This is a genomic window from Picosynechococcus sp. PCC 7003, assembly GCF_001693255.1.
In the GTDB taxonomy this organism is placed as follows: Bacteria; Cyanobacteriota; Cyanobacteriia; order Cyanobacteriales; family MRBY01; genus MRBY01.
This window is the reverse complement of sequence record NZ_CP016474.1, coordinates 1267398-1283894: the sequence shown is the minus strand read 5'-3', so window position 1 is coordinate 1283894 and position 16497 is coordinate 1267398. Positions and strand designations below refer to the sequence as shown.

Below are 16497 nucleotides of genomic sequence, written 5' to 3'. Positions count from 1 at the left end.
CCCATTTGTTGGTCTCCCATGAATCGTTCTGCCCCCGAAGCTAAATCCCCTCAGCTCCAGCCCGCCGTTGCCATGCACCAATTTATCCAGGCTCTAAATCAGGTTTTTCTGGATGCCACCACCCTAGAGGTCAGCACGATGGTGGTTGATGCCATTGATGGTCAGCGATTCATTCCCCGGGAGGTGTACCAGGATTTGTATTATCTCAGCGAAGATACCCTCAGTCCGCAGCATTGCCCCCCCGATCTACAGGCGGCCTACGGCAATTTGCGATCGCAACTAGAGCGACAATACCAGGCCCTTCTCAGGGAACCGACGCACCCTTTATATCGCTCCGAAAGTTCCGGCCCTCTACCCGCACTCCCCAATCCCACGGGTGATGCCCAAGACCAACAGCAACTCCAGCATCTCCTCGGCGATCGCCAATTTCTCTGTTGCCTGCGCAAGCTAGGGGAACTCAAAATTGCCCTTGACCAACGCAAACGACAACACCAACAGGCAAAACAAACGCCAACAGAAGGCATTATTTACGCGAAAACGATCCTGCAACTGGATGGCACCATTATGAATACCTACGCCGAAGCGCTCATGACCCATCCCCACTGCACGACAATCCTCCAGGCCCACCAGCACAATATCCAAACCAGTGAACAGCAATGGCAGGGGTTACTTGGATTTTTTATCAGCCTCATTCAAGGAATCTTAAAACGACAGCCTAAACCCAATCGACAAACGCCCAAAGCTCGGCCAAATCCCCATGGAGCGACCCTTGTCAAACCCCAATAGCTTCCCCCGTCATTTAATCTTGTTGCCCTTCCTCCCGTGACTGTTTCCGCTCACCCCTACATCCAACTGGATCAAGAACCGCTAACGACGCCACCGCAGTCCACGCTCTGCCACGGGGTTTTATTTGTGTTGGATCATGAGGCTCTTTTGAAACTCCTGGCACTCAAACACCAAGGGCAAACCCTGACGTTTACCGATGAGTTTAACCTCGCTTGGCGACAATATGTGCTTTTTCGGAAACGTAATTGGCCCCAGGCGTCCCTCTCTTTTTTGTTGCGTTACGAAGGGATCAATGTTTTAAAAACCCAAATTGGCCTTGATGGCGATGTGTTGCACCAAATGGTGGCGGATCTGTTGACGTCTCCTTCCCTTTATCAACAGTTAGCGGAAATTCAAGGGTGGTTTATCGGGCAATTATTGGCGCAATTACCCTGGCGACAACGAAAGTATGGTTTAAGTTGTCTCGCCTGGCCCTTGGCGATCGCCTTTGTCTTGATTTCTGTGATCTTAAGTTGGTCAACGCTGATGACGCAGCCCCTACTTTTTATCCTCGTTCCTATCGCGTTAGGCCTGCTCGGTTGGGGGCTACAGGCTTTACTGCGACAATGGCAAGCTCCCCTAAAACGCTGGTTACTCTCCCAGGTACTGTGTGGCCGTTTTGCCCGGGGCGATCGCCTCAGAAGTTGGGGACTCCGTTGCCTCCATTACCTTTGATTACTGACTAATTCAACGAAAGGTAAGCTTAGGTCTAGGAGTTCATCGGTTCCGAGATATGGTGGGTCTCTAGAAGTTGGGGACTCCGTTGCCTCCATTACCTTTGATTACTGACTAATTCAACGAAAGGTAAGCTTAGGTCTAGGAGTTCATCGGTTCCGAGATATGGTGGGTCTCTCCGTGGTTCACCCGTGAGGGCAACTCCAGACAGTAACCCGCCCCATAAACGGTTTTGATGTATTGGGGACGACGGGGCTCTGGTTCTAGCTTAGTGCGCAGGTGACGGACGTGCACCCGGATGGTCTCGATATCATCGGAGGGATCGTAACCCCACACTTCCTTGAGGATTTCACTGGGAGAAATGGTCTGGCCATGGCGCTGGAGGAGACAGTGGAGCAACTCAAATTCAAGGTGAGTCAGTTTAATAGTCTGATCAAACCAAATCGCCTCGAACCGCTCTGGAATTAAAGTTAAAGGGCCGTAGTTTAAAATTTCTGTGTGTTTGGCTGCCTGGGGAATGCGATCGCTCCGTCGCAAAAGCGCCCGCACCCTCACTAGCATCTCTTCGACTTCAAAGGGCTTCGTGAGGTAGTCATCGGCCCCAGCATTAAAGCCGTCCACTTTATCTTGGGTCTGTCCTAGGGCGGTCAACATCAAAATGGGGATATCTGCTGTGCGCTCTTCCCGTCGAATGCGTTGACACACGGTAAACCCGTCCACTTTCGGCAACATCAGATCGAGCATGACCAAATCGGGTTGTAGCTGCACCGCCAATGCCTGACCTTTAATACCGTCTTCGGCACGACTGACGTCATAACCCGCCATTTCAAGGTTTATCGCAACCAATTCGGCGATCGCCGGATCATCATCAATAATTAAAATTCGAGGCATCACAACCAAGTTAAAGCAACTGTTTCTATCTTAAAAGGAAAATTCAAAAGGATTAAGGAATTTTCACAAAATTCCCCGGCCATGACAATCAAAATTTATGGATAATCCGCCTTATTCTTTGATTTTCAAAGGCTTCATCCATTTAATCTATTTAGAAAAAACGTTACAGATTACCAAGCAATGTTAACTTTTGCGTAATTTTATCCGTCTTCAGCCCTAAAAATCTAAAGAAAATCTTAAGGTGACAGGCGTGCTTTTTGGGCGCGATTTTTGTGGTACCAAGCCGCAATTTCTGGACACCAAGTCTCAAAATGAACAAATAATAATTCACAGAGTTGTTGGGCTTCGAGTTGGGCGTCCTTTTTCCAGCGCAAATCTAATAAATGCATCAGCGATCGCACATTGCAACTCATGACAAAATGTTGCCGCGCATCAAAAGGAATCAAACTCCGGGCGTGCTCCTCTGCCAAGCCTTCTTCGATCCGTTGCCGATAGCGATCGCAGGCGGCCAGGCACCATTCCTTATCCGCCTGGCGTTGCTCTTCTGAGTAAAAATATTTTTTCCCTTGACGGTTGTCATACTTCCCCACAGGCCGCAGATAGAAGACTTCTTCCACGTCCCGCTTGCCTTCTGCCACATCAATAATCCGCTGTCCTGTATAGCGGAAAGAATTGTGCACGACAACACCATTCGCCACAAAGTTATGCCAAGGCCCTTGTACTTCCAGATCATAGGTGGGCTGGATCCCAAGATATTCCACAGCAACGACCTTCACCGGATGCGCTTTTAAACGACGCCCCTTGGGTTTCGGTTTTGCGGCCCATGTTTTGGGTTCTCGAATCGGTTGAAACTGCTGAGCAAAATCCGCCTCTAAATGATTGTGATGTAGATATTGGTGGCAGCTCTGACAAAGAGAAACTAAATTCTCAAATTCATAGGCGAGGGATTGATCTGCAAAAACGGGTACAAGATGATGGGCTTGTAATTGTCCCCCTTGCTGGCCACAAGACTGACAAATATAGTTGAATTTTGCATGGACTTGTGGCGCAATTTGTCGCGTCCATGCCCCAATGTGTTGCCGTTCTGTGGCAGTGCCTCCTCTCCAAAAATGGGAATCTGCACCACGTTTGGTGAAACGTCGCGCATTCCGCCGTCGTGTTTCCATGGCTGTCTCAGACAAGGCAAGGCGATAACCCGTTAAACCTTTGTTCCAAGGTTGTTTTGTTCCAGATGGACGTTTGTTGAGCTGAAGACCGTAATGATAAGTCCATTTCTTCACTGCCTCAATGGAGCAATTGGCTAAAGCCGCAATTTCATCTGTATGTAACCCCTGTTCAAGCTGCTGTTCTAACCAGGCGCGATTACGATAACGGCCATTTCCAACCACTGTTTTTAGGCCTCGTTGATGACCAGCAGGAAGTTTTAATTGAAATTTCTTTGCCCAATGACGAATCACGTCTGGGGAACAGTCACAGATATTAGCAATTTGCCGAGCAGTTAATCCCTGTTTTACCTGGGCTGCTAACCAAGATTGCTGACTATAGAGGGCATCGGGACGGACAACACCATTGGTCATGACTTCGCAGGTTTTTGTCACTGCCAAGACTTGATGATCTGTATCAGTCACTAAACCCAGGGCTTCTCCCATGCGTTGCCAGCCTTGGGTTGTGTAGAGACGGTGGTTAACAGTGCAATCAAGGGTTTTGCCATCCGCCAAAGTCAGACGATAAACGGGCTGCTCACCGCTATTCATGACATCTTGGAGATGGCCAATTTCAAAATTACCAGTGTCCTCGTTCAGCACCCTTAATGACATTTTGCGCAAGCGAGTTTTACAGTCACGGCGGTAAAATCCTGGCTGTTCGCCTTTGCGGCCACGAATTTTACGTTCTCGCACCGCTTTTTCTCCGTTGTGCCAAAGGTCATGGAGATCACTGATTTTGATTTTGCGGAGAGATCCAGAGGCTTGGACAAAGGTGACTTCCGTATCCCCGGCGAGACACTGCACATCAAAGGAGACGCCAACGCGATGAGTCCGAATTTGCTGCATCATCGAATGGGGGAAATAGCCGACGTTAAAAACAATCTGAGGATGTTCGAGGGGGCCATAGTGACCGCGACCACCCGCCAAAAGATGTTTAATAATTAACTCCCCTGCTTTTTGCTCGTCTGGAAAATTACTCTGTTGTTCCCACACAAATTCCTCACAGTAGTCCTGGTGCATGGCACTCCAGATGGTTTGTTGGGGGTTGGGGGTAGAACGGAGCACTTCAACGCGAAATTTATTCATGACAATTCAAACTCGGGAGCAAATGAAGATGTAGGGGAAGTAAAGATTTGATTTCACCATAGACAAAAAATCAGCAATGCCTAGGCGGTTGTAATAAAAATTGCGGCGATCGCCAAATACATTCAGAATCAATCTAGACCCTGGGCAAGGTGACTTTTCCGGCTTGGTTTTGGTACTTGCCACCCCGGTCAGAATAGGTCGTGTTGCAAGGTTCACCTTCAAAAAAGAGTAGCTGCACAACCCCTTCATTGGCATAGATGCGGCAGTCCGTGCTGGAGGCATTGCTAAATTCGAGGGTGATTGCGCCGCACCAGGAAGCCTCCAGGGGGGTCGTGTTTGCGATCAGACCAACGCGGGCATAGGTGGACTTGCCAAGACAGATAGCGGTGACATTGGGGGGCATCTGAATTTTTTCGAGGGACACGCCTAAACCATAGGAATTGGCCGGAATAATGAAGTAATCGCCATATTCGTCGCGCTTGAGGTCAACCCGTTCAAGGTTTTCAGGACTAAAGGCTTTGGGATTCACAACGGTGCCAGGAATGTGGCGGAAAATGAGAAATTCTTCGGGGCTGAGGCGAATGTCATAGCCGTAACTAGAAAGGCCGTAGCTGAGGGCAGGTACAGTCTGCTGGGGAGACAGTTGGATCTTGCGGATCAATGAGGCTTCAAAGGGGGAAATCATCCCTTGTTGGGCTTGTTCGAGGATCCAAATATCGTTTTTCAGCATGTTCCCTACGGCAAAAATCAGACATTATATATTCCCACAACTGCTTACAAATTTATAGGCCTACGGCCAGGCGATCGCCCCTGGCATATCCCAACCGCGTCCCTGGAATACCCCAACCGCAAAAACACCACTCCCTGTTTTAAAATACCGTTTGTAGCGAAATCGCTTTAAGATCAACCCATCATAACCAGATATAAGGAGTATTCCCATGAGCGCAGAAAGCATGATGTTCAACGGCTTTATCATCGCCATTACCGCAGTTCTTTTTGGTCTAGCCTGGGGATTTTTAATCCTCAAAATCCAAAATAAAGCAGGCAAAGCTGAATAGGTTCAGCGCACGATTGTTAGGATAGGGGTATAGCCTTATATCCCTCCCTCACTGGCGATCGCCCCCAAGAACCATGTTTAACTTTTTTAAAAATAAACAAACCGAACCAGCCGTCCCGCCCCCACCAAAAGACCCAACACCCCGGATCGAATTTTTCAACGGCATCAGCGAGGAACTGAGTAATGTTAGCCTGCAGCGCAATCCCAAAACCGGTGTCAAATCCGTCTCCATGACCTTTGCCCAACTCAATGCCCTAGACCGTTTCCAGAGCTTTACCGCCGGTTCCAATGGCATTGTCCGACTGATCGACGAAGAAGGAGACATCGCAGTTACCCCCTCCAGTTGCCGGATTGTCTTTGGTGGCGAAGAAGGAGACGAACTCCGGGGCGTCATTTGTCGCTTTGAAATTGACAATGCCGACCACTGGGAAAGATTTATGCGTTTCATGCACCGCTACGCCGATGAACATGGCTTTGCCTACGGCGAAAACGCAGAAACCCCCGATGAACCCTCCTCATTAGCACCAGAAACAGATCCAGATGCCTAACATGCAGGATTAAGCCCCCTCTCATCCTAAAAGCGCATCGATCCCCATAAAGAGTATCAGCGGTTACGAATTCAGCGAAGAAAGAATGTGATTCTTTATCACAACTTCTTGCGGTGGCGAGAGATTTTTAGGCCATTCGAACTATCAATAGGAAAATAAACAATTGTCGAGATCAGAGATTGTTGATCTTCCCACAATAGGAAAGAATAATTTTCTTGTTTGTTTTCTTGATAATCCCATAACTTCTTGATTGATTCGAATTCCCATAAGGTCGAAAATTGACAGTCTGACCTGCAGCTTGAGAATACTCTTTTTAGGATGGTAAACAATGCTTGGAGAAATGTGGTCATTTAATGGCAGGTATAAGATCCTGCACATGACCTGGTTTGCTTTTTTCCTGTCGTTTGTGGTGTGGTTTAATTTTCCACCTTTCGCAACCACCATCGCCCAGGACTTTGGCTTAGATAAGGCTCAATTAGGCACAATCGGGTTATGTAACGTTGCCTTGACGGTGCCCGCACGGATCATTATCGGGATGCTGTTGGATAAATACGGCCCCCGTTTAACCTACTCATTATTGTTGATTTACGCTGCGGTTCCTTGTTTGATTTTCGCGACGGCCCAGAGTTTTAATCAACTGGTCTTAGGACGTCTCTTAATGGGGATTGTTGGGGCTGGCTTTGTGATTGGCATTCGGATGGTCGCAGAATGGTTTCCCCCCAAAGATGTGGGGACAGCGGAAGGCATTTATGGGGGCTGGGGTAACTTTGGCTCGGCATTTTCGGCCTTTACCATGGTGATTTTTGGGATCATTTTGGCGTTCCTTCCCGGGGCCTTTAATTTTGGCCAGCCGGAAAGTTTTAAGATTCTCTTTTTCCCGGAATTTAATACGGCTATTTTGAACTGGCGGGCGGCGATCGCCGGTACAGGGATTATCGCGGCTTTGTATGGGATGTTGTATTACTTCAGCGTGAGTGATACGCCCCCCGGTAAAACGTACCATCGCCCCAAGAGTGCCCGGGGCATGGAAGTCACCACCAAAAAGGATTTCTGGTTTCTATTGGCCATGAATTTGCCTTTGACCCTGATTTTGATGGTCTTGGCTTGGCGTTTGCAAAAGGTAAATTTCTTAAATGGCACTGGATTGGCGATCGCCATTCTGGCACTAGTGGGCCTTTATCTGTTCCAGACCTATAACTGCTGGACTGTGAATAAGGACTTAATGACCGGGAAAAAACGCTATGCCCCGGAAGACCGTTACGAATTTAGCCAAGTGGCTATTTTAGAACTGACCTATATTGTGAATTTTGGCTCTGAACTCGCTGTGGTGACGATGTTGCCGGCTTTCTTTGAAGGCACCTTTAGTTTAGACAAGGCAACGGCCGGGATTATTGCTTCTAGCTATGCGTTTATGAACTTGATGTCCCGCCCAGGGGGAGGCTTGATCTCCGATAAAATGGGCAGCCGAAAATGGACGATGGTTGTCCTCACGGTGGGTATGGGGATTGGTTATCTGCTGATGAGTTCGGTGGCGGGGACTTGGCCTTTGGCGATCGCCGTTTTGTTAACGATGGCCTGTTCCTTCTTTGTGCAGGCAGCAGAGGGTTCAACCTTTGCCATTGTCCCCCTCGTCAAACGACGTATTACCGGACAAATTGCCGGAAACGTTGGCGCCTACGGCAATGTGGGAGCAGTGGCCTATTTGACAGTGCTGCTGTTGCTCACCGAAGCCTCGGCCGGGGCCAATGGGGGTGAGCCAGTGATGGCTACAGTCAACGCCGGTTTCTTCCAAGTGCTGGGGATCACGGGCTTGATTGTTGCTTTCCTCTGCGCCTTTTTCCTCAAAGAACCCAAGGGTTCCTTTGCGGAGTTCCATGAAGGTGAAACGGAAATGACCGCGACCCCTCCCATTGAGGAAGAAGCAACCTACTAGGTTTTTGAGATTAGTTTAGGCCCAACCTGTAAAACAAAAGTCATGGCAAGTAATGGCGTTTTACAGGTTTTTTTCTATTACGCTCTTTGGGGCCATGTGAATCTTTCAGGATCATTGCCCCAGGGGAATTTTCCTTTAATGGACGCCATGTAATTTTCTGGCATTTTTAACCCTATTATTGAAGTCTTAAGTTGGCGGTTTAGCAATGGATCAACGTAAAACGAAAACCCTTTGTCCCTATTGTGGTGTTGGTTGTGGCCTGGAAGTTTCCGAGGTGATCAAAAATGAGCAACCCACCCTCAAAGTCATGGGCGATCGCCAACATCCATCTAGCCTCGGCAAAGTCTGTGTCAAGGGTGCGACCATTGCCGAATCCCTCGATCAAGACCGCTTACTCTACCCCATGTATCGGCGATCGCTACAGGATCAATTCCAGCGCATCAGTTGGGATGATGCCTTTGAACTGATTGTGGAACAGATCAAAACTGTGCGGGCGACCCTCGGCGTCGAAGGTATTGCCATGTATGGCTCCGGGCAACTCCAAACCGAAGACTATTACACCGCCCAAAAACTCCTCAAGGGCTGCCTCGGCACCAACAATTTCGATGCCAACTCCCGCCTTTGTATGTCTTCTGCCGTGGCGGGCTATATCCAGAGCTTTGGGGCCGATGGGCCGCCCCCCTGCTACGAAGACCTAGAACTAACCGACTGCGCCTTTATCATTGGCAGCAATACCGCCGAATGCCACCCGATTGTGTTTAATCGCCTACGCGAACACCACAAACGCTCCAAGGCAAAGTTAATTGTTGTTGATCCCCGCCGCACCAAAACCGCCGAAGTAGCCGATCTGCACCTGGCGATTCAACCCGGCACCGATATTGACTTACTCAACGGCATTGCTCACCTGTTACTGAAATGGGGCAAAATCGATACCCTCTTCATCGATGAATGCACCAAAGGATTTTCTCAATATGCGATGCTTGTCCAGAGCTACACCCCCGAAACGGTGGCTAGACGCTGTGGGATTCGTATCGATCACCTCGAACAGGCCGCAAAATACTGGGCCAATGCTGACAATGTTCTATCTCTTTGGTCGATGGGCATTAACCAATCCGCAGAGGGCACAGCCAAAGTTCGGACTCTGATTAATTTGCACTTAATGACCGGAGAAATCGGTAAGCCGGGTGCGGGGCCTTTTTCTTTGACGGGTCAACCCAATGCCATGGGGGGTAGAGAAGCGGGGGGACTCGCCCATTTACTGCCGGGATATCGCCTCGTTAAAAATCCAGACCACCGCGCCACCTTGGAAAAAGCCTGGCAATTGCCCCCAGGAACCATTTCACCACTACCCGGAAAAGATGCCTGGGCAATGATCGAAGGGTTAGACATGGGGACGGTGGGTTTGTTATGGGTGGTGGCAACTAATCCAGCGGTCAGTATGCCCGACTTGGAACGCACCAAGGCTGCACTGTTGAAATCCCCCTTTACCATTTGCCAGGACGCCTATTACCCCACAGAAACATCTAACTATGCCCATCTCCTGTTACCGGCACTACAGTGGGGCGAAAAAACAGGCACAATGACCAATTCGGAACGGGTTGTTACCTATTGTCCCCAGTTCCGCGATCGCCCCGGAGAAGCCTGGGCTGACTGGGAGATTTTTGCCGAGGTGGGACGCCGACTTGGGTTCCAGCAACAGTTCCGGGCGGTATCCTCAGCGGAAGTTTACGCAGAATTTGTGCAACTCACAGGCGATCGCCCCTGTGACATGACGGGGCTGAGTCACCAACGTTTAGCCACCGAAGGCCCGATCCAATGGCCCTGTCCCATAAATGAGACCAAAAGCGAGCCAGAAACACCGCCCGACAACCGGGGTTTGTTGCAAAAATTATTCCAACAGGACGAACCTCTCAAAGGAAAACGACTGTATACCGATCACCGTTTCCATACCCCCGACGGGCGCGCGCGGTTTGCGGCGTACCATTCTCGCGGTTTAGCGGAACCCCCGAATACAGATTATCCGTTTGTGCTGACCATCGGGCGACTCTATGGGCATTGGCACACGATGACCCGCACCGGACGGATCAGCAAACTGCAAAAAATGCACCCCAATCCCTTTTTGGAAATTCATCCACGGGATGCGGAACATCTAGGGATTACGGATGGGGAAATGGTGGAAGTGCGATCGCTGCGCGGCACGGCTAAATTTCCGGCCTTGATCACGAAAAATATTATCCCTGGCACTGTTTTTGCGCCGATGCACTGGGGCGCTTTATGGGGGGAAGATACCGAAGCTAATGCCCTGAGTCACGCTGAAGCCTGCCCTGATTCCTTGCAGCCGGAATTAAAAGCCTGTGCCGTGAATGTGTTAAAAATCACCAGCCCTATTCCCCAGGAAGAAACGACAGCCGAGCCTGTATTGCAGCAGCTTTAGGACGATCCGAAACCTGGGTTATGATATCCCTTTTGAGAGTGAGCAATTGGGATTGGTATGGCAGTGGACTACGATTTGGTGGTGATTGGGGCAACGGGGGCGGGAATCGCGACGGCAAAACGGGCGATCGCCTCTGGGAAAAAAGTTGCTTTGGTGCAGCAAACAGGGCAGCCACTCCAGGATCAGCAGGGACTCGCCCTCGAAAAAACACTGCTACACCTGGCCAGACAACCCCAAACGGTGGATCTGGCGGCCTGGATCAAGGGGGCGATCGCCCCGAATGATTTCTATGAACCCTTGGCACGCCTGGCAGAAGCGGGCGTTGATGTAATTCCAGAAATGGGCAGTTTTGTCTGGAAACCCAGCACCTGTTTTGTCACCGCAACCCGTCGCCTCCAAAGCAAACATTATGCGATCGCCACGGGCACCACTTGGACTGCGCACCCCCAAGACAATTTCGTGAGTCCCACCGACCTCTTAAACCCAGAGACTTGGCGCACCCTGCCAGAAAAAATTGTCCTTGTCGGTCACGATCCCCATTGTTTAACCCTCGCCTACTGCCTCGCAAAATTCGGGAAAACAGTCACGTTAAGTAGCGAAAAAAATCTATTGCCCACAGAAGATCCAGACTGCGTTCAACGGTTACAGACTTTTCTTGAAGTGGCAGGAATAACGCTCCAGTTTGAGCCAACCCCAGACCTCCTTACCCAGGAACACCAGGTCGTCATTTGGGCCAAAGAGCGCCGGGGTTTAACGACGCAACTTAACTTGCCCCCCGATTTTTGCCAGCCGCCCCAGATGTGGTTACAGGTTGATCCTGAACTTCGAACCCCCCGCAAAAATATTTATGGGGTCGGAGCAGTGCTGGGCGGTTATGCCTTGCCGGAATTGGCGATCGCCGAAGCAACCACCCTTGTGAACAATATTTCCCAGCGTCGCAAAATGCCCTGTTCCTACGGCGAAATTCCCTATCGTCTGTTTAAACCTCTACCCTTTGATCACATCGGTTTTCAAGGCTCCAATCTTCCCGCCGATACCAAAACGCTTAGTAAAACTCTGATGTTAGATCGCGTGGATCAACTGCAATTTCCCCAAGACTTAACGCTTAAATTGTGGCTCGATGGCCAGGATCAACTGTTGGGGGCCACCGTCCTCGGCGATCGCTCCGGCAAACTCATTTACCATTGCCGTGATTTGATCCAAAACAAAAAACCTTTCCAGACGTGGGACAATCTCCTAGAAAATGCGGGCCTTTTGGCGGAGATGGTGTGGTGATGCAGCGTAAAACCCAGGCAAAATTTATCGTTTTTGAAGGGATTGATGGTTCCGGCAGTTCCACCCAAGCGGAGCTTTTGTATCAATATTTTCAGCGGCAAAATATCCCCGCCGTCCTCAGCCCCGAACCCTCCAACGGCATTATCGGCAACCTCGTCCGGGAAACCCTACGACAACGGCTACGCTTCACCACCGACCCAGCACAATTGAATCGGCAACTGGCCTATCTCTTCGCTGGCGATCGCCACGATCATCTTTACAACGAAATTGATGGTGTCTTTAAACAACTCGCCGCTGGCATCCAGGTAATTACGACCCGCTATTATTTTTCTTCCCTCGCCTACAACGCCAATACCGCCGCCGAATACGAATTTATCTACCGCCTCAACCAGGATTTTCCCAATCCCGATCTGGTGTTTTATTTCGATCTTCCCGTGGAGGTGGCCCTAGACCGCGTCCAAAGGCGATCGCACCAAGAAATCTACGAAACCAAAGCGAAACTCACCCAAGTGCGCCAAAACTACCAACAAATTTTTCAAACCTATCCAGGGAATTGGCAACAACTCGATGCGACCCAACCCCCTGAAACCATCCACCAGCAAATTCGCCAAACTATTGCTGATTTTGTAGCTGCTCCTGAATCTGGGTCGGACTAGGCGGTGTCCCAAACTCCTCTAGGGGCTTTAACTCCATCTCAAACCCATTTCCAGTGGGCGGCGGTAATGGCGTACCACTATCGAGAGGCTCAAGCTGAAAATCATTATTCGGATTTACCCCTGGCACCTGGGGAATCGTCGGCGTGCCAGGATTTAAGCCCGGAGTTTGTTGACCATCAAAGAAAGAATCTAGGGCTTGCTCTCCCTGGGTTCCTGCCCCTGTTCCCAAGGCCACCCGTTCGCCGCCAATGGATTTGAGCCAATCTAAAACCTGGATCACTTCCTGATAAGGACGCTTTTCCGATGCATTGAGAACAACAACACCATTGGGATTGCGCCCTAAATAATCCTCAACAATTTGCGAAAATTGGGCCTGGGTTTCAATCAATTGTTTTTCCACATAAATTTGCCCAAAATCCGTCAAACTAACAATCACCATATCGGGCATTTGGGTCGTTGCGCTATCTGCCACAGGTAAATTTAAGTTAATCGCCTGCTGTCGTGACAAATTGACCGCCGCCAGGATAAAAAAGGTCAGTACACAAAAAATCACATCGATCAGCGGAATAATTTCGATGCGCAGATCCGGCGCAGAATTTTCTTGCCAGAGTTGGAATGGCCTTAAACCCAAAGTTTCTGGCTTAATCGGCTCACGCTTCATTTTGGTATCCCTCACTAGGCGTCACATCTAAATTGTCCACAGAAGCAGGTAATCCTTCGAGATAATTTTGGCGATAGAGCATTTCCAGTTCACTGCCCGCTTGGCGGAAAAGGCGCACCTGATTACTCGAAAGTGCTTGGAACAAACGATAAAAGGCCAGGGCCACAATCGCGACAATCAAGCCCATCGCCGTCGAAAAGAGTGACTCACTGATCCCCAAGGTCACCCCCGTGGTGGAATCTGTGCCTAAATCACTCAGTTGGATCGATCCTAAGGAGTTGATTAAGCCTAGAACAGTTCCCAGTAACCCTAACAAAGGCGAGAGGGCAATGACCGCTTCTAGGACTTTTTCGCCCCGACGCATATTTGCCAACTCTTCATCGGCTGCCGCTTCGAGGGCTAAATGGAAAATTTCTGGGTCAGTGGCCTGTTGCTTCAAAGGGGCATAGAGAAAACGCCCCAGGGGATGTTTTTGGCAGGTGCGAGCAATTTCACTCACCGCTTGCCATTGGTAATGGGCGGCATCCAAAATTTTGTCCTGGACTCGCTGGCTTTGTTGGATTACTTTCCACCAAAACCACAGCCGCTCAATAATGGTACTCAGGGCCATAATCGACAAGAGTACCAAGGGCCACATCGCTGGCCCCCCACGGTTTAGGATATCTAGAACATTCACCGAGCCACCTCACTCCGGTCACACCAAAAAAAAAGACTGCTCCAATTCTAAGGTTTTTAATGGTGTTTTATTCGTCTGTTGGAAGGCAGAGATTCTGGGAATAGTTTCTCTGGTTTTTGATTATTGGATGGGATTATGGATCGTGACCAGTTTCGTCCCGTCGGGAAAAGTGGCTTCGACCTGTACTTCATCCACCATCTCGGCGACCCCTGTCATGACATCTTCACGGGTCAGCCAAGTCTGGCCTTCGCTCATCAGTTCGGCGACAAGTTTGCCTTCCCGTGCCCCTTCGAGGATTAAGCCTGAAATGTAGGCCACCGCTTCAGGATAGTTGAGCTTGAGACCTTTGTTTTTCCGGCGTTCGGCCACGAGAAAAGCAGTGAAAATGAGCAGCTTGTCTTTTTCCTGGGGCGAGAGTTGCATGGTGGTGACTTCGAGATTTAGATGTGATTTTAGTCTACCGTGACTCCCTTAAATTCAAACCCACCACCTCAGTAACCAGGTAGAGAACTTTTGATCTTTTGCCAAGCTAATCAGTAAATTAATATGGATAAAAATGTGTAAAACTATATGTATTCATCGTTTGAGTGGCATCATCAACGAAATATCAGTAATAAAGCAAAACATGGTATAGATTTTGAACTTGGGCGCGGCAGTCCCTATCCCTCTTTAGGGTAGGGAAGGATAGCGCAGCTACTGAAGAGAAACGGAAGTAGCCAAATCAATCAGGCTTAGGCAATCGCCTTATGTACTCTCTGATAATTTGAGCCATGCTGACATCCTTGTTGGACGCGAACGCCTTGAGTCTTGCCAGATCCTCTGATGTTAGCCTTATTTTTAGTACTTCTGACTTGTTCATTGTGGGTACAATAGACTACAATAAGAGTATGGTAACACGCCGAATCACTTACAGGCTCTATCCAAGTCGCCAACAGCAAAAAAAGCTGCACTATTGGCGGCGTTTACATTGCAGTTTGTACAACGCAGCAATCGCTAACCGTAAAACCCAGTACCAAAAGTTCAACCATGCAGTCGATTACTTTGAGCAGCAAAATAGTCTGCCAGGGTTCAAGCAAGTATGGCCAGAATTTAAAGAACTGGGTTCCCATGCCCTACAGGCAACGTTAAAGCGAGTGGACTTTGCCTTCAACCGATTTTTTAAGGGATTGGGGGGATATCCAAAGTTCAAGGCATCTCGGAAGTATTCGGGGTGGACATATCCTTGTGGTGCAGGCTGGAAGGTAGAAACAGGAGGTCACCATGGCTTTCTCAAGTTGAGCAATGTGGGAAGGTTGCAGATGAGGGGCAAGGCCCGTACCTGGGGAAAGCCAACAACCTGCACGATATTCTTCCGCCAGGGTAAGTGGTACGCCTCAATCACCGTCAAATGTGAACCCAAGCGGGAAACCGAGGGTGGGTCTGTGGGGATTGATTTAGGTTGCAAGGAAGCAATTGCCCTTTCGACAGGGGAGCAAATCAGCAAGCCAGATTTTATTAAGGAGGGAGAACAACAGGTTAAGCAAGCATCCAAGCAACTCAGACGAAAGCGTGCACCAAACCGAAATAAGCGAGTTAAAGCATCGCGGCGGTGGCAAAAAGCGAGACGGCAGGTATCAATGCGGCAACGCAAAATTACCCGTCAGCGCGAAGATTGGCTGCATCAAATCACAAGCGACATAGTCAGCGGTAATAGCCTGGTTGCAGGTGAGCAGTTAAACGTCAAAAACATGACCCGCAAAGCCAAAAAAGGCAGCAAACGGAAAGCTCAAAAAACAGGGCTTAACCGCTCCATTCTCTCGGTTGGCTTCGGCATGATTGGTTCAATGCTGGAATACAAGCTGGCAGAGGCAGGAGGATTTTATGTGGAGTCCCCGACAAGGACGCTTAAGCCCTCTCAGCGTTGCGCTAAATGTTGGGAGCTAACGCCAAAGACATTGGCAGACAGGGTACATATTTGCTCAAACCCAAACTGTGGCCACAGGGAGGATAGAGATATCAATGCAGCTCAGGTTAATTTAGCCTGGGCAAGGGGTCAGGAACTGGCCTCTTCAGTCGCGGAGCCGCCAAGCTCTACCGATTGCGGAAGCATGAGGCAACTTGGGGTGATGAAACGACGGAAACTCCATGCCTCTTAGGCTGGAGTAGTTCATACGGCCCAATACGCTTTTTTTGATCCAAATCGTTTAATTGTCCATGATGCCAAGCATAGTGAGGCGGAAGAGCGATGGTTCTGCATTGGTAAGGTGGAGAAGCGTATTTTGACGGTGCGGTTTACCTATCGTCATCAGGTCATTCGTATTTTTGGTGCTGCTGAATGGCGTAAATGGAGAAAATTTTATGAGCAATATCACGCCGGATCCCGCTAAACCGATTGGTGAAGTTACTGTGGTGAGAGATTTTTTACCTGCACCGGAGGAATTGATTCCCAAGAAAAATCATGTGCGAGTGACGATGGAATTTACCCAGGAAAGCATTGAATTTTTTAAACAGGAAGCAAAACGCCACAACGCCTCATACCAAGCGATGATTCGGAATCTTGTGGATGCCTATGCGAAACAACACCAGTAAAGTTTTG

General features: G+C 49.4%; 17 protein-coding genes and 1 pseudogene. 11 read left to right on the top strand and 7 right to left on the bottom strand.

The genetic code is table 11. From position 1 onward, the window contains the following. The first annotated feature begins 18 nt into the window (after nucleotides 1-18). Nucleotides 19-786, top strand: a complete 768-nt coding sequence (locus AWQ21_RS06145; protein ID WP_065713772.1) for a hypothetical protein — start codon at nucleotides 19-21, stop codon at nucleotides 784-786. Nucleotides 787-822: 36 nt separating this feature from the next. Next, on the top strand, nucleotides 823-1500 hold the full coding sequence (locus tag AWQ21_RS06140) for a hypothetical protein (protein ID WP_157094708.1): 678 nt from the start codon (nucleotides 823-825) through the stop codon (nucleotides 1498-1500). A gap of 141 nt (nucleotides 1501-1641) precedes the next feature. Here the strand turns inward: AWQ21_RS06140 and AWQ21_RS06135 are convergent, their stop codons facing one another. From AWQ21_RS06135 to AWQ21_RS16170, 4 genes are all read right to left on the bottom strand, one after another. Continuing rightward, entirely contained in the window at nucleotides 1642-2391 is a 750-nt protein-coding gene (locus AWQ21_RS06135) for a response regulator transcription factor (protein ID WP_065713770.1), read from the bottom strand. 236 nt (nucleotides 2392-2627) lie between these two features. After that, on the bottom strand, nucleotides 2628-4682 hold the full coding sequence (gene thyX / locus AWQ21_RS16705) for an FAD-dependent thymidylate synthase (RefSeq protein WP_065713769.1): 2055 nt from the start codon (nucleotides 4680-4682) through the stop codon (nucleotides 2628-2630). A gap of 133 nt (nucleotides 4683-4815) precedes the next feature. After that, nucleotides 4816-5412: a dCTP deaminase gene (gene dcd / locus AWQ21_RS06125; RefSeq protein ID WP_065713768.1), complete on the bottom strand. Its 597-nt coding sequence runs from the start codon at nucleotides 5410-5412 to the stop codon at nucleotides 4816-4818. A gap of 60 nt (nucleotides 5413-5472) precedes the next feature. Next, the gene (locus AWQ21_RS16170; protein ID WP_157094707.1) at nucleotides 5473-5622 is read right to left on the bottom strand and encodes a hypothetical protein; all 150 of its coding nucleotides are present in this window, start codon (nucleotides 5620-5622) and stop codon (nucleotides 5473-5475) included. On the opposite strand from AWQ21_RS16170, the gene AWQ21_RS06120 reads away from it, so the two are divergent. The 6 genes from AWQ21_RS06120 to tmk all read left to right on the top strand — a co-directional run bounded on the left by AWQ21_RS06120 (nucleotide 5621) and on the right by tmk (nucleotide 12585). Next, nucleotides 5621-5740 (top strand): PetM family cytochrome b6-f complex subunit 7, encoded by a 120-nt coding sequence (locus tag AWQ21_RS06120; RefSeq protein WP_024545731.1) that lies wholly within the window; start codon nucleotides 5621-5623, stop codon nucleotides 5738-5740. The genes AWQ21_RS16170 and AWQ21_RS06120 overlap by 2 nt on opposite strands. Before the next feature lie 73 nt (nucleotides 5741-5813). Then, entirely contained in the window at nucleotides 5814-6287 is a 474-nt protein-coding gene (gene psb28 / locus AWQ21_RS06115; protein ID WP_065713767.1) for a photosystem II reaction center protein Psb28, read from the top strand. Between the two features lie 328 nt (nucleotides 6288-6615). Continuing rightward, nucleotides 6616-8220: an MFS transporter gene (locus AWQ21_RS06110; protein ID WP_065713766.1), complete on the top strand. Its 1605-nt coding sequence runs from the start codon at nucleotides 6616-6618 to the stop codon at nucleotides 8218-8220. Between the two features lie 205 nt (nucleotides 8221-8425). After that, nucleotides 8426-10654 carry a molybdopterin oxidoreductase family protein gene (locus AWQ21_RS06105; RefSeq protein WP_065713765.1) on the top strand — a complete coding sequence of 743 codons (2229 nt, stop codon included), beginning with the start codon at nucleotides 8426-8428 and terminating at the stop codon, nucleotides 10652-10654. A 57-nt stretch (nucleotides 10655-10711) separates the two neighbouring features. Then, nucleotides 10712-11929, top strand: a complete 1218-nt coding sequence (locus AWQ21_RS06100; RefSeq protein WP_065713764.1) for an FAD-dependent oxidoreductase — start codon at nucleotides 10712-10714, stop codon at nucleotides 11927-11929. Continuing rightward, nucleotides 11929-12585 carry a dTMP kinase gene (tmk, locus tag AWQ21_RS06095; RefSeq protein WP_065713763.1) on the top strand — a complete coding sequence of 219 codons (657 nt, stop codon included), beginning with the start codon at nucleotides 11929-11931 and terminating at the stop codon, nucleotides 12583-12585. The genes AWQ21_RS06100 and tmk overlap by 1 nt, the downstream gene beginning before the upstream one ends. On the opposite strand, the gene AWQ21_RS06090 is transcribed toward tmk, so the two are convergent. From AWQ21_RS06090 to ureA, 3 genes are all read right to left on the bottom strand, one after another. Continuing rightward, nucleotides 12542-13246: a biopolymer transporter ExbD gene (locus AWQ21_RS06090; protein ID WP_065713762.1), complete on the bottom strand. Its 705-nt coding sequence runs from the start codon at nucleotides 13244-13246 to the stop codon at nucleotides 12542-12544. The two genes, tmk and AWQ21_RS06090, sit on opposite strands and share 44 nt — an antisense overlap. Beyond that, nucleotides 13236-13883 (bottom strand): MotA/TolQ/ExbB proton channel family protein, encoded by a 648-nt coding sequence (locus tag AWQ21_RS06085; protein WP_065713761.1) that lies wholly within the window; start codon nucleotides 13881-13883, stop codon nucleotides 13236-13238. The genes AWQ21_RS06090 and AWQ21_RS06085 overlap by 11 nt, the downstream gene beginning before the upstream one ends. A 159-nt stretch (nucleotides 13884-14042) precedes the next feature. Then, nucleotides 14043-14345: an urease subunit gamma gene (gene ureA, locus AWQ21_RS06080; RefSeq protein ID WP_065713760.1), complete on the bottom strand. Its 303-nt coding sequence runs from the start codon at nucleotides 14343-14345 to the stop codon at nucleotides 14043-14045. Between the two features lie 464 nt (nucleotides 14346-14809). Between ureA and AWQ21_RS06075 the strand changes: the two genes are divergently transcribed. From AWQ21_RS06075 to AWQ21_RS06070, 3 genes and pseudogenes are all read left to right on the top strand, one after another. Continuing rightward, the gene (locus tag AWQ21_RS06075; protein ID WP_065715212.1) at nucleotides 14810-16057 is read left to right on the top strand and encodes an RNA-guided endonuclease TnpB family protein; all 1248 of its coding nucleotides are present in this window, start codon (nucleotides 14810-14812) and stop codon (nucleotides 16055-16057) included. A gap of 24 nt (nucleotides 16058-16081) precedes the next feature. Then, nucleotides 16082-16288 (top strand): annotated as a pseudogene (locus tag AWQ21_RS16700) (BrnT family toxin); the annotation flags it as partial. After that, nucleotides 16260-16490: a hypothetical protein gene (locus AWQ21_RS06070; RefSeq protein ID WP_065713759.1), complete on the top strand. Its 231-nt coding sequence runs from the start codon at nucleotides 16260-16262 to the stop codon at nucleotides 16488-16490. The pseudogene AWQ21_RS16700 and the gene AWQ21_RS06070, both read left to right, overlap by 29 nt. Nucleotides 16491-16497 lie beyond the last annotated feature (7 nt).

Excerpts from the sequence above, each read along its gene's own strand:
- AWQ21_RS06100 (WP_065713764.1), top strand. The coding sequence starts at position 10,712 with ATGGCAGTGGACTACGATTTGGTGGTGATTGGGGCAACGGGGGCGGGA.
- AWQ21_RS06120 (WP_024545731.1), top strand. The coding sequence starts at position 5,621 with ATGAGCGCAGAAAGCATGATGTTCAACGGCTTTATCATCGCCATTACC.
- AWQ21_RS06070 (WP_065713759.1), top strand. The coding sequence starts at position 16,260 with ATGAGCAATATCACGCCGGATCCCGCTAAACCGATTGGTGAAGTTACT.
- AWQ21_RS06145 (WP_065713772.1), top strand. The coding sequence starts at position 19 with ATGAATCGTTCTGCCCCCGAAGCTAAATCCCCTCAGCTCCAGCCCGCC.
- ureA (WP_065713760.1), bottom strand. The coding sequence starts at position 14,345 with ATGCAACTCTCGCCCCAGGAAAAAGACAAGCTGCTCATTTTCACTGCT.
- AWQ21_RS06110 (WP_065713766.1), top strand. The coding sequence starts at position 6,616 with ATGCTTGGAGAAATGTGGTCATTTAATGGCAGGTATAAGATCCTGCAC.
- AWQ21_RS06085 (WP_065713761.1), bottom strand. The coding sequence starts at position 13,883 with ATGTGGCCCTTGGTACTCTTGTCGATTATGGCCCTGAGTACCATTATT.
- AWQ21_RS06090 (WP_065713762.1), bottom strand. The coding sequence starts at position 13,246 with ATGAAGCGTGAGCCGATTAAGCCAGAAACTTTGGGTTTAAGGCCATTC.
- tmk (WP_065713763.1), top strand. The coding sequence starts at position 11,929 with ATGCAGCGTAAAACCCAGGCAAAATTTATCGTTTTTGAAGGGATTGAT.
- AWQ21_RS06135 (WP_065713770.1), bottom strand. The coding sequence starts at position 2,391 with ATGCCTCGAATTTTAATTATTGATGATGATCCGGCGATCGCCGAATTG.
- AWQ21_RS16170 (WP_157094707.1), bottom strand. The coding sequence starts at position 5,622 with ATGGGAATACTCCTTATATCTGGTTATGATGGGTTGATCTTAAAGCGA.
- psb28 (WP_065713767.1), top strand. The coding sequence starts at position 5,814 with ATGTTTAACTTTTTTAAAAATAAACAAACCGAACCAGCCGTCCCGCCC.
- thyX (WP_065713769.1), bottom strand. The coding sequence starts at position 4,682 with ATGAATAAATTTCGCGTTGAAGTGCTCCGTTCTACCCCCAACCCCCAA.
- AWQ21_RS06075 (WP_065715212.1), top strand. The coding sequence starts at position 14,810 with ATGGTAACACGCCGAATCACTTACAGGCTCTATCCAAGTCGCCAACAG.
- dcd (WP_065713768.1), bottom strand. The coding sequence starts at position 5,412 with ATGCTGAAAAACGATATTTGGATCCTCGAACAAGCCCAACAAGGGATG.
- AWQ21_RS06105 (WP_065713765.1), top strand. The coding sequence starts at position 8,426 with ATGGATCAACGTAAAACGAAAACCCTTTGTCCCTATTGTGGTGTTGGT.